14 protein-coding genes are annotated in these 14,787 nt (G+C 51.8%); 12 read left to right on the forward strand and 2 right to left on the reverse strand.

Annotated elements, in window-relative coordinates:
* Nucleotides 1–162: 162 nt before the first annotated feature.
* Complete coding sequence (locus tag AB4876_RS10080) at nt 163–912, reverse strand: hypothetical protein (protein ID WP_368381531.1); 750 nt, start codon at nt 910–912, stop codon at nt 163–165.
* Nucleotides 913–1,499: 587 nt separating this feature from the next.
* Here AB4876_RS10080 and AB4876_RS10085 point away from each other — a divergent pair.
* The 4 genes from AB4876_RS10085 to AB4876_RS10100 are packed head-to-tail and all read left to right on the forward strand — an operon-like array spanning nt 1,500 to nt 7,082.
* Nucleotides 1,500–2,906: a TolC family protein gene (locus AB4876_RS10085; RefSeq protein ID WP_368381532.1), complete on the forward strand. Its 1,407-nt coding sequence runs from the start codon at nt 1,500–1,502 to the stop codon at nt 2,904–2,906.
* A gap of 28 nt (nt 2,907–2,934) precedes the next feature.
* Nucleotides 2,935–4,359, forward strand: a complete 1,425-nt coding sequence (locus AB4876_RS10090) for a TackOD1 domain-containing metal-binding protein (protein WP_368381533.1) — start codon at nt 2,935–2,937, stop codon at nt 4,357–4,359.
* A gap of 48 nt (nt 4,360–4,407) precedes the next feature.
* Nucleotides 4,408–5,727: a glycosyltransferase family 2 protein gene (locus AB4876_RS10095; RefSeq protein ID WP_368381534.1), complete on the forward strand. Its 1,320-nt coding sequence runs from the start codon at nt 4,408–4,410 to the stop codon at nt 5,725–5,727.
* A gap of 5 nt (nt 5,728–5,732) precedes the next feature.
* A complete protein-coding gene (locus tag AB4876_RS10100; RefSeq protein WP_368381535.1) occupies nt 5,733–7,082 on the forward strand; it encodes an HlyD family secretion protein in 1,350 nt (449 codons plus the stop codon).
* A 114-nt stretch (nt 7,083–7,196) separates the two neighbouring features.
* Here AB4876_RS10100 and AB4876_RS10105 read toward each other — a convergent pair whose 3' ends face one another.
* Nucleotides 7,197–8,177, reverse strand: coding sequence for a malate dehydrogenase (locus AB4876_RS10105; protein WP_368381536.1), 981 nt, complete (start codon nt 8,175–8,177; stop codon nt 7,197–7,199).
* Nucleotides 8,178–8,508: 331 nt separating this feature from the next.
* On the opposite strand from AB4876_RS10105, the gene ttcA reads away from it, so the two are divergent.
* The 8 genes from ttcA to AB4876_RS10145 all read left to right on the forward strand — a co-directional run bounded on the left by ttcA (nt 8,509) and on the right by AB4876_RS10145 (nt 14,755).
* The gene (gene ttcA / locus AB4876_RS10110) at nt 8,509–9,411 is read left to right on the forward strand and encodes a tRNA 2-thiocytidine(32) synthetase TtcA (protein ID WP_368381537.1); all 903 of its coding nucleotides are present in this window, start codon (nt 8,509–8,511) and stop codon (nt 9,409–9,411) included.
* 323 nt (nt 9,412–9,734) lie between these two features.
* Nucleotides 9,735–10,385, forward strand: a complete 651-nt coding sequence (locus tag AB4876_RS10115; protein ID WP_368381538.1) for a hypothetical protein — start codon at nt 9,735–9,737, stop codon at nt 10,383–10,385.
* A complete protein-coding gene (locus AB4876_RS10120; RefSeq protein ID WP_368381539.1) occupies nt 10,385–11,386 on the forward strand; it encodes a FliG C-terminal domain-containing protein in 1,002 nt (333 codons plus the stop codon). Before AB4876_RS10115 ends, AB4876_RS10120 begins: the two co-directional genes overlap by 1 nt.
* A 61-nt stretch (nt 11,387–11,447) precedes the next feature.
* A complete protein-coding gene (locus AB4876_RS10125; RefSeq protein ID WP_368381540.1) occupies nt 11,448–11,789 on the forward strand; it encodes an Hpt domain-containing protein in 342 nt (113 codons plus the stop codon).
* Between the two features lie 137 nt (nt 11,790–11,926).
* A complete protein-coding gene (gene fliM / locus AB4876_RS10130) occupies nt 11,927–12,874 on the forward strand; it encodes a flagellar motor switch protein FliM (protein WP_368381541.1) in 948 nt (315 codons plus the stop codon).
* A gap of 42 nt (nt 12,875–12,916) precedes the next feature.
* The gene (fliN, locus tag AB4876_RS10135) at nt 12,917–13,330 is read left to right on the forward strand and encodes a flagellar motor switch protein FliN (protein ID WP_368381542.1); all 414 of its coding nucleotides are present in this window, start codon (nt 12,917–12,919) and stop codon (nt 13,328–13,330) included.
* Nucleotides 13,331–13,358: 28 nt separating this feature from the next.
* Nucleotides 13,359–13,913: a hypothetical protein gene (locus AB4876_RS10140; protein WP_368381544.1), complete on the forward strand. Its 555-nt coding sequence runs from the start codon at nt 13,359–13,361 to the stop codon at nt 13,911–13,913.
* Nucleotides 13,910–14,755, forward strand: coding sequence for a MinD/ParA family protein (locus tag AB4876_RS10145; RefSeq protein ID WP_368381545.1), 846 nt, complete (start codon nt 13,910–13,912; stop codon nt 14,753–14,755). Before AB4876_RS10140 ends, AB4876_RS10145 begins: the two co-directional genes overlap by 4 nt.
* Nucleotides 14,756–14,787: the final 32 nt, after the last annotated feature.

Raw genomic sequence — 14,787 nt, forward strand, 5'->3', positions numbered from 1 at the left:
TTGCGATGACGGCAAGCCCCAACGCAAGTGATATGCCAGTCTCGGCAAGTGCACGGCTGGCGTGATTTTGCGGGTTTTTACTGGTCGCGCAGAGGTCGGCGCACGGTGATTTTGTTGCCGAATAGCAACGGTCAAATTGGGAGTAATGGCGAGAGTAAGGGTTTAATCGGTCCGGAATTGCTTTTTTAAACGTCGAATTTGCGCTTTAAATTTATGGTCACTAATAACGTCGTCGAGGTTGCGGTGGTTGACCTGGAGGGTGGTATTGCCGTCGAGATTTTCAATTTGGCCGCGGATATCCTCGCGCAGCGCCAATTCCGTGTGTTTAAAATTTTTCATAATAGCGAACTGTCGATCTCGGGTGATTTGCTCTAGGTCGCTATTGTTGGCGGTGTAGTCACTGGCGCTTTCTTTGCGCCGAATACCGTGTCGCTTGATCCACACAAGTTCAGCTTCAAGATGTCTTTGGGTGATGTCGAGGTGACGGCCGGCTCGCACTTTGCGCTGTATTAATTCGTCGGCTTGTTGGCGCATGCGGCGAAACGTCCACAAGCTGGTGAGTAGGCCGTCGGTATCGGCAGTTGCATTGTAGGCTTCGATGTCGGCGACCACGCGGGCCAGTTTGGCACGAGCAAAGATCATATGCCCTTCAGCAATTTGCAGGCGTCGCTGCGCCAGTGGAATTAACCGTGCCCAGTCTGCGGCCGACAAAACCTGCGACGGATTTTTGCAGGGGTAGTTACCTTGTGGTCGCGCGGGCTGATGTTTTTGCAATATTTCGGTCTGGTGACGGAAAAAATTAATTTCAGTATCGAGTGCCTGCATTAATTCAGATAACGGCACTTGCCATCCAGTTTGGGCTTGCAAGGACTGGGCTTTGTCATGGGAAAGTTGTTTGCGTTGTAATTTCACTGTCAGCTCGTTGGTGATTGTTTAAGTGTATTCGGAATGACGCTTGCTAAGCGTCGTGACTGATCGCTTTTTCATGCAATCCATAAGCGCCTATGTACGCCCTGCAAAAATCGGGCTCACTTTTTACTCTTCTTTTTACAATATTTGCGGTGAGAAGCGTCTTTTTTCAGCGTTTAGAGCGTGCATTGTTATTGTCTAAAATGGCGTACGTCGCTTATAGGCGACATTATTTAGTCTAATAAAAACAATAACTTAACCTTGTTGGTGGGGTGGGGTGTGACACCGCGGCAACAACTTGCGATACAGGAGCTGCGCCTACGTGATCTTGTATATGCCCAGGGCCCCAGCGCTAAAGGCTTTCAGCGGCTTGGCATAGTGTTTGCCATTGCTTGGTCAACGCGATAGTTCAGTGTCTGTATGTGATCGCAGCCTACGTCGCGCGGTGTTGAAAAAACGGGATAGAACGTGATCCTTAAAAATGTAGTCCTCGCACTGAGTCGCTGCAGATTAGCCTTCTTAACTGAAGGGGCGCTATCCAGAGCACAGATAGGATTAACCAAGTATTTTCTGTAAGGGAGCAGTTTTGAATGAAAAAAGTAAATGGAAGCTTGTCGCTGTTTGTGGTCGCTACATTGAGCGTTGCAATCAGTTCTGCGCTGGCGCAGGAAGTGCCTGCGCAGCAGGCAACGGCCAGTGCTGCGATTCAGGCGGAAGCACCATGGGTGGCATTTATTAACGAGCTTAGCGAGGTTGCCAAGTCGTCGCCAGAGATGATGGCGGAGTCGTCATTACTGGCCGCCGAGCAGGAAAAATATTATGCCGAAACTGGCGATATTGGCCTAGATTTAAGTATTAGTCACACTCGGTTTTCGGGCAGCTCGGGTTCACAGTTAGATAGTGGTGCGAGCGCATTAGAGTCGTATTCCGATGCGCGCTTGTCCCTTGACTTAATGCACCTGTTAGCGCGGCGCGGTTCAGCCGTTGATGGTGCTAAGGCGAGAGTGAGTAGTGCGGAGTACGGGTTAAAAATAAAAGCCAATCAGGCGACAGTAAATTATATGGAAGACGCCATCGCGGCGTGGACCTATCGCTATCGCCGTGAGGCATTGAGTAATGCCCTCGCCGGAGTGGAAAAAGCGAAACGCAAATTGCGGCTGTCGGAAAGTGCGGCAATGCCAGAAATTACGAAGGCGACCCCTGTAAAAGTGGCTGAGGCAATTATTTTACACAGTGAAGTGAAAAATAAACTCGACGCAATTTCGCGATTGATTCCCAATATTCCCAATCCACCGAAGGATTTCTCGGTGCTGCCGCTGACGCCGCCAGGTGGTGCTGACATTGATAGGTTGGCGAATCAGGATCTGAAAGCGCAGATGTTGCGCTCGGATTCGCTGGCCTTCGGTGAAGAGGCTGAGGCGCTGCGTGGCAACGGCATGGCGCTGACGGTATTTGGCGGCTACGTAGAGCAGGAGCGCAGTACAACGGCACTGACTAACGACGCGACGTCGGGAGATAGCGGTCCCCAGTACGGTGTGCAGTTGAATATTCCCCTGGGGAGTCGTCAGTACCACCAGCGGCGCGCGGCTGAGTATCAATCCCACGCCGCAAGCCTGGCGGCCAATGCAGCGGTTCGCAATAGTCAGCGGGCCTTAGTGAAACTTCGCGATCAGTGGGCGGCGTCTGTCGCGCGCTTAAATCAATCCCAAGAATTTATGCGCCAGCAAGCCAATCTGTTATCGCAGCTTAAGCGCAGAGCGCAGTCGCCAAGTTCGGGGCAAGCTCCGGAGCCCTGGGAAGTAGATATGCAGGAAACCGTGTTTTGGAATGCGGTCGCAGATGTCTGGGAAAAGCGCGCGCAATGGATTCAAAACGCCTTGGCTTGGGGGCTGCTCGACCCAGACTATTTGCGTGATAAGGGCCGCGTAGCAGTACCCGAAAGTAGCTACACCCTGTGTGCTCCCTATGGCGCCTGTGAAGACATTGCAGGCCTGTGAAATCTGAACGAGAACAAGGTATTTTGTCATGGATCTTTCTTTAAGCAAGCGAACGACACGCGGCCAAAGTGAGGGTCGACTAAAGCACTACCAGATGCTCGAATTAAAAGAATTTGAGCGGGGTACCGACGAAGCGGTGTCGATTAAGGCAGTGTTAGGTGAACCGTTAACGACGCTCGGCGAGCAAGATGCCGGCCAGGTTCCGCTGGTGATTGTTGGCTATGATCACCGCAAAATTGAGCGCTTATTGCTTGAGCAACGAGCCGGCTTTGCAGCCCTGCGACCGATTGCTGTGGTCGGCCTAGAAGGCCCCAAGTTAACGGCGGCAATTATGCAGTTGGCGGACATTGTGTTGCCGCCTCACCCCCGTGAAGACGACTTGAAAAGCACTTCGATGACGCTGGCGACGTTGGCCGCGCATATCGAGCGCTTGCCGCGCTCACCGCGCGATGCTGGGCTTACCATGTTGCAATTTATGTATACTCGGGGGCGCGACATTGAGGTTAAGGTTGACGCGGAAAGTCCTATTGCCTATCGCTTCCCGCTGGCCGAGGGCCTGTTGCAGTGCGATGTATTAGAAACGCAGTCGGTGCTCCAAGACTTAGCTGTGCGCGGTCTTTTAGAGGCTAGGCACGTTGATAGGGTCTTTACCTGCCCTTCGTGTCAGGGTTATCAAGTACCAGTAAAAGAGTTGTGCCCCGAGTGCAAGTCTACCCACCTCGGCGTCGAAGAATCTATTCATCACTTTCGCTGCGGCTATGTTGGCCCCGAGTCAGACTTTAGCGTTGACGGCGCCAAGCAGTGTCCCAAGTGTTTTTCTGCCATTCGCCATATCGGTGTGGAGTATAACCGCCCCGGACGATTCTCTATTTGCCGCCAATGTAATTTTTGGGCGGCAGATCCTGAATTGGCAGCATGGTGCGCGAATTGCGATCAATACCACTCTCCTGCAGATCTGGTGCCGATCAATATCAATACCTTTGTCATAGCGCAGAGCGGGGTTAGCGTTGCGCGTAACGGTCGCTGGGGGCCAGGTGCTGCCTTGGGGAATGACGGGGAAGAGGACGACTTGGAGTTCTCCGCCGGCGGCGAGAATTTGAACAAGGATTACAGTAAAGCGCTGGCTTTGAAAGTGGTTGAACTGGCTCAGCAGGATGGTCGCTCGGTAACTATTTATAAGGTCAGCCTTATTCGCGACAAAAATGTTTCGGCGCAAGAATTACCGGAGTTGCTAACGAAAACTAGGGAGGTGTTGCGAGCAGTGTTGCGTGACTCTGATGTGGTGGTTAATACCAATGACGCAGAGTTTTTAATTCTGTTGCCAGCGAGTGACTCTGGTGCACTGCCGTCGCCTAAGGAGATAAAGGATCACGTCTACCTTCGCGCTCAACTTAATATCGAAATTGTCATGGTTAGTGGTGCCAAGCCACTAGACCGCGCCGCTGGCGAGTAAGGACACGACGATGACTAAGTTTGCGATGCAATACGGCGAGGAGCTGATATGTACGATTTGATGAATAGTATTGTCGGCTATGTGGAAGCGAGCTTGGCAATATTGTTTAGCTTGTCACCGGAGCAATTGGCGCTGTTGTTGTGGCCCTTCTTACTGTTGTCGGTGCCACGCTTTGTGCTGACCGAGATATTTGCCCTCTATCAAGCGCAGCGCGCTGAGCCTGAGGAAAAAAAACTATTTCGGCAGCGCTTGCAAATCAATCCGCCACTGGTGACGGTGCTACTGCCTGGCTACAACGAGTGCACTACCTTAGAAACCACCGTGCTGTCATTGCGCGAGCAAAGTTACCCCAATCTAGAGATTGTGGTGGTGAACGATGGCTCTACGGATGGCATGGGGGAGGTGGGGCGAAAGTTGGCGAACCGAGGTTGGGTGCGCTACTTCGAGCACAAAATGCGCGGCGGTAAATCCTCGGCGGCAAACTTTGCGCTGAATGCGGCGCGGGGTGAGTATGTGGTGATTTGCGATGCCGACTCGACCTTCGACAGCGATTCCATTTGGCATCTGCTGGTGGAATTTTATCGCCCCGAGGTCGCTGCCGTGGCCGGAAATTTGCGGGTGCGCAATGCCGACGCCAACCTACTTACCCGCCTACAAGCGATGCAATATGTTTTTAGTATTGGGGTCGGGCGGCGGGTGTCAGCGATGTTGGGCATTTTGTTTATTGTCTCCGGCGCCTTTGGTGCTCTGCGGCGCTCGACTTTGTTGGCGACGGGCGGCTGGGAAACTGGCCCTGGTGAAGATGGTGATGTGACAGTGAAAACGCGAGTAGCTGGCGGCGATGTCGCCTTTGCTCCAGAGGCAATGTGCATGACTGACGCGCCCGATGCGTGGTGGCCATATTACCGTCAGCAACTGCGCTGGAACCGCAGCATGATTCGCTTTCATGTGCGCAAATACGGCTGGTTGTTTAACCCGTTTCGCCGCCCCTTTGATGTGCGCAACCTCATTGCCAATTTGGATACCGTGGTCTACCAGCTGGTGCTGAGTATCACTTATCCGATCTACACCGTTTGGCTTTACCTAAACCACAACGATATTTTTTATCCGATGATGCTGGTTGTTTTAATGCTGTATACGGTAATTAACTACCTGCATTTCATTGTTGCGCTGGCACTAAGTGAGCGGCCGTGGGTAGACCTGAAAATGTTTCCCTACATACCCCTGTACGGACTTTTTATGGGCTTTTATTTAAGAGTAGTGCGCCTTATCGCCTATGCGGATGAGTATTTGCTGCGCACCTCTTACCACGAATCTTATGTGCCAGAACACGTTCAAAAGCAATCAAGGATGTATGATCCATGGTGAATAAAATGATTAATAGTGAATTCAATGATGATGCTGACAAGCAGCGCTACCCTAAAAAAATAGTGCCCGAGAGACGGATGCCAAGCGTTTATGGCGAGCAGGGGCCTGGAACGTCGGTGCAAGCTCGACCGTGGCGCCAGTGGCACACTGCGGCAAGCCCGCAGGCCTCTGCGGCACTGGAGGTGGCGCAGCCGCGTAAGCCTCAGTGGGGGCGCTGGATATACTTTGCCATTTTACTGGGCATTGCTTATATCGCGCTGCGCTTTGTGTACCTGAATTTCTTTTGGTTTTCGGCAAGTGGTGTGATTAACGGCACCCAATACAATGTCGCGCCGTCGGACACCGTGTCGATTAAAGAAATTTTGGTTTCGCCGTCGGACACTGTCGAGGAGGGGCAGTTACTCGCCACGCTTAGTTCGCCGACTTTGGTGCAGTCCTTGGCCAAAAATGAGGCGGAAATTGCGCGCCTGCAAAGTGATTTAGCGCAGCGTTCGGTTACTAGCTCGGGAAATGAGTCGCAGCTAAGAGCGCAATTGTCGTCATTAGAGGCGGAGATGGAGTATCTGGAGTCTCAGTACTTTCAAGAAACTCAGCAGCTCAATGCTCTGCGTGAGCTGGTGGATGCGGGCGCAACCCAGCGTGGTAATCTCGATTTACTGCAGAGCCAGCACAATAAAACGTGGGCGGAATACAGCCGCGTAGAGGCTGAGTTGGGATCGACCCGAAGCCAGCTGTCTAGCTTGCGTAAGAGTCGTGGGCCAAGTGACGCGCCAGAACTGTCGGAACGCCTCGCGGCGCTAACCCAGTTGCGTACCTCTATCGAAGATCAACTGGCAGCCTTAGAGTTACGTGCGCCGAAGGCGGGTACCGTGGCACGAGTACCGGTGTCTCAGGGCGATGTGTTGCGGGCCGGCGAGCCAGCCGTTGAAATAGTTGATAAAAATCAGCTGCGGGCCTACCTCTATTTCCCACCGGCAGCCCAAGGAAAGTTGCAGAAGGATATGGTGATTTCGGTGTCGCGCGCAGATGGTTCGCAATTAGATCTGGTCGTTAATAAAGTATATCCGTCAATGTCTGCACTGCCCGACGCGTTGCAGCAGAGCTATCGTCCCAATAGTTCTGCAATCGTGGTGGAGGCCTACCTCAAAGACGGCAAAGCTTTTGAGATGGACATGACTTCCGGTACGCCAATAGAAGGCCGCATACCGCGTTGGTCTTTGCCCGGTAACCTGGGAGAACAGCTTGAGCGTATTGCTGGGCGGTCTGCCGATGCATCGCCAACAAAGCCTGGTTCGGCAAGTTCGCTAGAAAAGTCTAAGACGGTTAAGTTGCTGTCTTTGGCTGATGACGGCTAAGTGGCTAATGATTAAGCTGGCTGGCTTGAGCGCCGGCCGGTGGATTCTGTTAAGTGACACATAAAAAAACCGCGAACAATGTCGCGGTTTTTTTAAACTTAACTACCTTAAATATTAAGGAAGTAAGTGTTTTACGCCGTCGCGCTCTTCAGCCAGTTCTTGCTCAGAAGCTTGCATTTTTGCGCGGCTGAAGTCGTTAACTTCAACACCTTGAACAATTTCCCACTCGCCATCTTTGCAGCGGCAAGGGAATGAGTAGATCAGGCCTTCGGCAATGCCGTAGCTGCCGTCGCTGTAAACACCCATAGAAACCCAGTCGTCGCCTTCGGTGCCTAGTGCCCAGCTGCGCACGTGACCGATTGCAGCGTTAGCCGCAGATGCAGCAGAAGAAGCGCCACGGGCTTTGATGATGGCTGCACCGCGCTGCTGAACAGTCGGGATGAAGTCGCCTTCGAGCCACGCTTGGTCAACCAAGTCACTTGCAGTCTGGCCAGAGACTTTGGCGTTGAACAGGTCTGGGTACTGAGTAGCAGAGTGGTTGCCCCAAATAGTCATGTTGGTCACGTCGTTCACAGTTTTGCCGGTTTTGATGGCAATCTGAGTCATGGCGCGGTTGTGATCCAAGCGCGTCATGGCAGTGAAGTTACGTGGGCTGATAGACGGCGCGTTGCGCTGGGCGATCAGGGCGTTGGTGTTAGCGGGGTTGCCAACAACCAATACTTTGATGTTTTTGCTGGCATTCTGGTCAATGGCTTTACCTTGAACAGAGAAGATTGCCGCGTTAGCTTCGAGCAGATCTTTACGCTCCATGCCTGGGCCGCGTGGACGTGCGCCAACCAGCAGTGCGTAGTCGGCATCTTTAAAGCCAACATTTGGATCGTCGGTGCAAACTACGCCAGCCAATAATGGGAAGGCGCAATCTTCCAGTTCCATGCGCACGCCTTGCAGGGCGTCCATGGCTGGAGTGATGTCGAGTAGGTGTAAAATAACGGGCTGATCGTCGCCCAGCATAGCGCCAGAGGCGATGCGGAAAAGTAAAGCGTAGCCAATTTGGCCGGCTGCACCGGTAACGGTGACGCGAACTGGTTGTTTCATTGGGCGATTCCCTTTCTGAATGAGTGGCTGATTTGTGAGCGGGTGCGATCGGATGTGGATTACACAGTCCGACATGCACCCGTGCCGGGGTCTGGCCGTGTCCAATACACCTCGTGCCAGCAGATTTTGGCGGCCTAATGATAGTCATCTCGGCCTAGGATTGCCAGTGCTGAGCCGTTGAGAGTGCTAAAAACGCCGGATTTTGGCTGATTTTCATTGCCGAACCGGGCGCTACTTATGGTTTCTTGGTCTTTCCATTGGCTACTTTGTAGCCGCATATCCATGGTTTCTATATAATGCGCAGCCCCAGCCTCGATTGATTTTAAGTGCTATGTCCAGTTTGCCAAAGCTAGAGTTCAATAAATTGCAAAAACGCCTGCGTCGCCATGCAGGGCAAGCGATTGAAGACTACAAAATGATCGAAGAGGGCGATCGGGTGATGGTGTGCCTGTCTGGTGGCAAAGACAGCTATACCATGCTGGATATCTTAATGAATTTGCAAAAGAGCGCGCCGGTAAAGTTTGAGCTGGTGGCGGTCAATATGGATCAGAAACAGCCGTTCTATCCCGAGCATATTCTGCCTGAGTACCTTGACGCCTTGGGCATTGAGTATTACATCGTCAATAAAGACACCTACTCGATTGTTAAGCAAAAGATTCCTGAAGGTAAAACCACCTGCGGGCTGTGTTCGCGTCTGCGCCGTGGCACTTTGTATGCCTTTGCGGAAGAAATCGGCGCGACTAAAATTGCCCTGGGTCATCACAAAGACGATATCGTGCAAACCCTGTTTTTAAATATGTTTTACGGCTCGCGGCTGTCGGGCATGCCGCCAAAGCTCCTGTCAGACGACAAGCGCAATATTGTGATTCGGCCGCTAGCTTACTGCCGCGAGTCAGATATTGAAGCGTTCTCGCAGTACAAAGAGTTTCCCATTATTCCCTGTAATCTCTGTGGCTCACAGGAGAATTTGCAGCGCCAGAATATTCGTAAAATGCTGCTGGATTGGGAAAAACAGGACGGCAGTCGCATAGAGAAAATTTTCTCGTCTATGCAAAATATTGCGCCCTCGCAAATGGCCGATACCGAGTTATTTGATTTTGCCAACCTCACTATTGACCGCACTGGCGAGCGCAAAGAGTATGGCTTTGATTCTAGCCAGACCATTGATTCTGGTGGTGTGCCTGAGCCGCTGTCGTCGCGCAGTGACTTTATTGAAGTCACCCAGATAAATTAATGCTGGCGGCCGGGAAGCACATTCTCCGTTGCAGCCTAATACACTTCCGGTTTTCAGTCGGTGGTTTGCTAGTCTTAATTTTCTCTTCGCTATATTCCCCATAGTATTAGCTAGCTGCAGCTGGCCTAAATTCTGCAGTAGTTATAGCTGGAGTTACAGCAAGGTACCGCAGGCGAATGAAATCCTTCGTTATTTTGGGGTTTTTGTCAAAAAAATGACTGTGATGGCCGTATGGAATTCAATCTCATGGATTTTGTCATTTTTTTGACCATTCTGTTGGTCTCGGTTGTCTTTTTTTGATGTTGCGTTGTTGAGGCTGTGTAGTGAGTGAATATATATCAACTAGGAAGCCTTGGTTTACTTTGTTTGGAGTCCTGTTTTTGCTTGGTGCCGGTTTAATTGGACAGGCACTCTGGCAATGGCAGCTAAGTACAGGTGGTAGCTACCACCGTGCCACGGCTGTTGACAGCCTGAGTCAGCGTGAAGCTTATCTTCAAGATCAGGTCCTTAATTTAGCCTCGAGTTTGATTCTTGAGCGCGATCTGAAAGTCTCCGTGGTCATCGATGAGGCTGGCTCACAGGCGAGACAAATATTGTTATTAATAAATCGCGCTGCGCCGGATGGGCCCTTGGCGCAAGCGTTGCGGGAGGTCTTGTGGGCGGGCTTGGCCTTGCGCGAGTCTCGTGGTGATCAAATTAACCTGCAGTTTCGCACTTTTAATCAGGCGCCCTTAAGTGTGTCTGTGCTGGTTAAACAGTCAATGTTCTGGCGGGCGGCGATGGGGCTGGCCTTATTCATTTTAGCGGCGATCGGGCTGTTGCTTACTCGTGCCGCTCAGCAGCGCCGGCGCGCTCAGGTCCAGCAAATTGAAGACTACCGGGAGCAATTGCGGGAGTTGAAGGCTATTGCGAGCGAGGAGCCAGTGCGTATTGCTGGGGTGTTGAGTGAATGGCTTAATGGTGAGGCGCAGTAATGGCTGGAGCGGTAGCAACAGAGCTATCTAATACTGAGCAGGCAGCGGCATTGCTAATGTCTTTAGATAAGCGCGACGCCGCGGCGGTAATGCGGGCGTTACCGCCGCGGGATTTACATCGTTTGGCGGCGGTAATGACCACGATGTCGGCGCCAGATAGCCGTGAGTTCACTGGCATTCTTCAGCGTTTCCACTCGGATGTGAAGCGTTTCTCTGGTGTTAAGGCCAGCGCCAGTGATGCGGTGCAAGGCTTGCTGGAGGAAGCGCTCGGCGAGGAGCGCGCGAAATTATTAAGTGACCGTCTCGCCTTTCATGGCCAAGCCAAGCATATCGCGAAATTGAAATGGCTAGATGCTGCGACCATTGCTGGCATTATTCGCCGCGAGCACCCGCAAATTCAGGTGGTTGTGATTGCGTGCTTGGAGTCGCGGCTCGCCAGTGAGGTGCTACTGGAATTTGATGAAGCTAAGCGTGTCGATATCCTTGGTCGCTTGTCTTGCCTTAAATCCCTGACGCCGGCGGCTTTAGAAGAGTTGGATTGGCTGCTAGAACAATATTTTAATAACTTGGGTCGGCCAGTGGGTCGCGCGCTGCCTGGCGACACTATGGCGGCGAATTTGTTAAATGAAATGGATGTTGGTGCTGAGAGTACGCTGCTCAATGGTTTGCGGGCAAGTCAGCCGGAAAGTGCGGCCAGAGTTGAAGAGTTGATGTTTGGTTTTGCACAAATTATCAATATGGCGGATCGGGATGTGGCGGTGTTGGTGCACCAGCTAGCGCCTGAAGTTTTGGCACCGGCTTTACTCGGTGTGGAGTCGAGATTGCGGGCGCGTTTGCTCGCAAGTTTGCCTGCAGATAAAAAGACGGCGCTTGCGGCAATTGAGCCGAATTTCACCCAAGTGGAGCGCGAGTCTGCCCGAGCTGAGATAGTGAGTGTTGCCAAGCAAATGGCCGCAGTGGGTGAAATAATTCTGGATGCGCGTAAAATAGACGTGTTTTAGGCTTGAGTGTCCATGAGTGGACGCTGAGTTAACTGCTGAAAAATACAGGGATGTCATAATAATGGACGCTTTAGATTTAAGTTTATTGGATGAGCTGCGCGAATTTATGGAATCTGATGTACATATTCTGATTCATGAGTTTGAGGCTGATACCCGCGAGCGCCTGGGTTTCCTTGCTCAGGCAATAGATGACCACGATACCGAAACCCTGCGCTCGGTGGCCCACAGCTTAAAAGGCGGCGCGGCGACGCTTGGCGCGGTGAGTTTGTCTCAACAGTTTCGAGGTTTGGAGTTGCGGGGTCGGGATGCCAGTTTTTCTGGTATTGAGCAGGACCTGAGTAATACCGTGCGCAGTTTCGAAGAGGCAATGGCATCGCTCAACAAGTGGTTGGCGCAGCCTTGATGCGTAATAATTAAGGCTGTCATTTTTTTGACGCACCTTAATTTCGTAAGTTATTGATTAATAATAAATAAATATTGGCTCACCCCTTGCATTAAATAAGCAATATTCACATTTAGTGCTAAGTGGTGCGCTCACAGATGGTGAAAGATTTACTCTCACAGGCAGAAATTGATGCCTTATTAGCCAATGTCCAAACTCAGGATCTGCGTTCTGACAGTGATGTGGTGCCCGCTCGACGCTTCGATTTGGCTAGTCGGCAGCAGCTTAAAAAGCGCCGTTTGCCAGGTCTTGAACAAATTAATAAACGCTTTGCCGAGCGCTTTCGCGATAGTATTTCTGATGTATTAGGCCAGGGTGTAGATGTTGTGGCGCTGGAGCTGCAATTTCTACCTTATAGCGAGTATCTGCATTCACTCTACGTACCTACCAGCTTAAACCTTATGCGCTTGCACCCATTAAAGGGTGCCGCCATGCTGGTGTTTGATGCGCGGTTGGTGTTTCGTTTAGTTGATATGTTTTTTGGTGGTAGTGGCGCTCAGGGAAGCGCGGATGGTCGCGATTTTAGCCCAGTGGAACGACGGGTAATTGGCCGCTTAGTGAGCCGCGCGCACAGCGATTATCAAAAAGCGTGGCAGCTGGCGGCCGAAGTGCAATGCGAGGCGATTGGTGTTGAAGTGAATCCCGCGATGGCGGCGATTGCTGCTCAGGCAGAAACGGTGGTCTTGTGCCGTTTTCAAATTGAGCTGGAGGGCGGTGGTCGCGGCGAGTTTCACATTACCCTACCTCAAACCATGCTCGAACCAATGCGCGATATTTTGGCTAAAAGTGAGTCTGCCGCTCAGAGTGTAGACGATCCAGTTTGGCAGGCGGCATTGCGGGAGTCAGTGTTGGATTTGCGGGTACCTACCCGCTGCACGATCGCTGAACCTACTGTTAGCCTGCGAGATGTAGCGAGTATGAGTGTGGGTGATATTATTCCCTTGGGTGTTGCGCAGCGCTCAATACTTAAAGCAGGTGGCGTTGCGATGGCCAAGGCGAGTCTCGGTGTTACCAATGGTCAGTTAGCATTGAAAATAGCTGAATGATGAAACGACAAGCAGCGACTAATTTGGGTAGGGAAAGGTGTTATGGATAATCAAGAAGAGCTGCGTCGCCAGCGCCGCGCGTTGAAAGAAGAGATCGAAGCCGCGGATCGCAATGCCTTTCAAGATGATGGTGCTTTTAAAGACCGCGAGGCGTTTCAAGACGCAAGCGGGCGGTTGCGCGATCGCAGTCCCGCTGCGCCAGATCTGGAAATGGTCTTAGACATCCCTGTGCGTATTACCCTTGAAGTTGGGGGTACTGATATGCCGATTCGGGATTTATTGCAATTGCATCAGGGCGCAATTGTTGAGTTGGATCGTCAAGCCGGCGATGCCCTTGATGTTTTAGTTAATGGCACTTTAATCGCCCGCGGGGAAGTTGTGGTAGTCGAAGACAAGCTCGGTATTCGTTTAACCGAAGTGGTTAGCCCTGCTGAGCGGCTGCAGTCCCTGCGATGATGGTCGTGATAAGTGCGGAGATAATGACGTGAAGCATCGCTTAGTTTTTCTCAGTAAAACGCCGGCGCAATTGCGTGAAATAGCCGATATGTTAGCGCAGCCTCATTTGAGTGGCTGGCGCTGGTGTGTGGTGAGCAAACATATTGGCGATGTGCAGCGTCTTGGGGTACCGGTGGCGTCGGTATTGCTGTTGAGCAATCTGTGGGGGCGTGCTTGGCGTGGTGGGTTTTGGGGTTTTTTGCTGGGCTGCCTGTTGGTTTTGATTTTTACCGCGGCCTTTAATTTGGAAGAGGGCGTGGCGCGGTCAATTTTAAACTATTCGCTGCCGATAAGTTTTTTGTGTTTTGGCGCTTGGGAGGGCGGCTTTGTCGGCTTAACTGAAGACAATCCTGATTTACGTGCTTTTCAGTCTTATGTGGATGAGGGGCGCTTAGTTCTGTTGGTTGACGTACATGATATTGATCAGCGTTTGCTGAAGAAAATTATGGCGATGTGCAATGCTGAGCAAATAGCCGATTATTCTCGGTTGCTGCCTGGTTTTCCCTGGCGGCAGCGAGACCTAGCGGGGGCGCAGCTCGGGTGAATACTAAGGCGATACAAGTCATCGCGGTCAGTGGTGGCAAGGGCGGTGTGGGTAAAAGCAATGTTGCGATTAACCTCAGTGTTGCTCTCGCTGAAGCGGGCAAGCGGGTCGTAATACTGGATGCCGATTTCGGTCTGGCTAATATTGATGTATTACTTGGTTTAAACACCACTAAAACCATCGAAGATGTGTTGGCCGGCAGTTGTTCGCTGCAGGATGTAATGTTGACAGGGCCGGGGGGTATTAAGGTAATTCCCGCTTCGTCGGGCACTCGCCAGCTCACCAAGCTGACGAGCTTGGAGCACGCGGGATTAATTCATGCGTTTAGCGATATTGGCGATCAGCTTGATGTGTTGATAGTGGACACCGCGGCCGGTATTTCTGATTCGGTGGTTAATTTTGTTAGTGCGGCGCACGAAGTGTTGATGGTGGTGTGTAATGAGCCTACGTCGATGACTGACGCCTATGCGATGATTAAGCTATTGAATCGTGATTTTGGGCGTACCCGCTTTCGGGTATTAGCCAATATGGTAGCGGACGAGCGCGAGGGACGACTATTGTTTGAGTCCTTGAATAATGTGTGTCGGCAATTTATTGACGTGGCGCTGATTTACGCCGGAGCGGTTCCCTTTGATCAGCAATTGCGCGAGGCGGTGCGCCAGCGCGCACCGGTGATGGTGACGGCGCCTAGTAGTCGTTCCGCCCGAGCCTTGCGCGAGTTAAGCGCAAGGGTGCTGGACTGGCCGCTGCCTAATCGGCTTGAAGGGCATTTACTGTTTTTTGTTGAGCAGCTATTGGCTGCAAATACCGCGCGAAATAGTCCTGCGGAGCAAAGTTCGTGAACGATCAGTTTAAAGACGGCTTGTCTTCCCCG

It is taken from the genome of Zhongshania guokunii (genome assembly GCF_040892635.1).
Lineage (GTDB): Bacteria > Pseudomonadota > Gammaproteobacteria > Pseudomonadales > Spongiibacteraceae > Spongiibacter > Spongiibacter guokunii.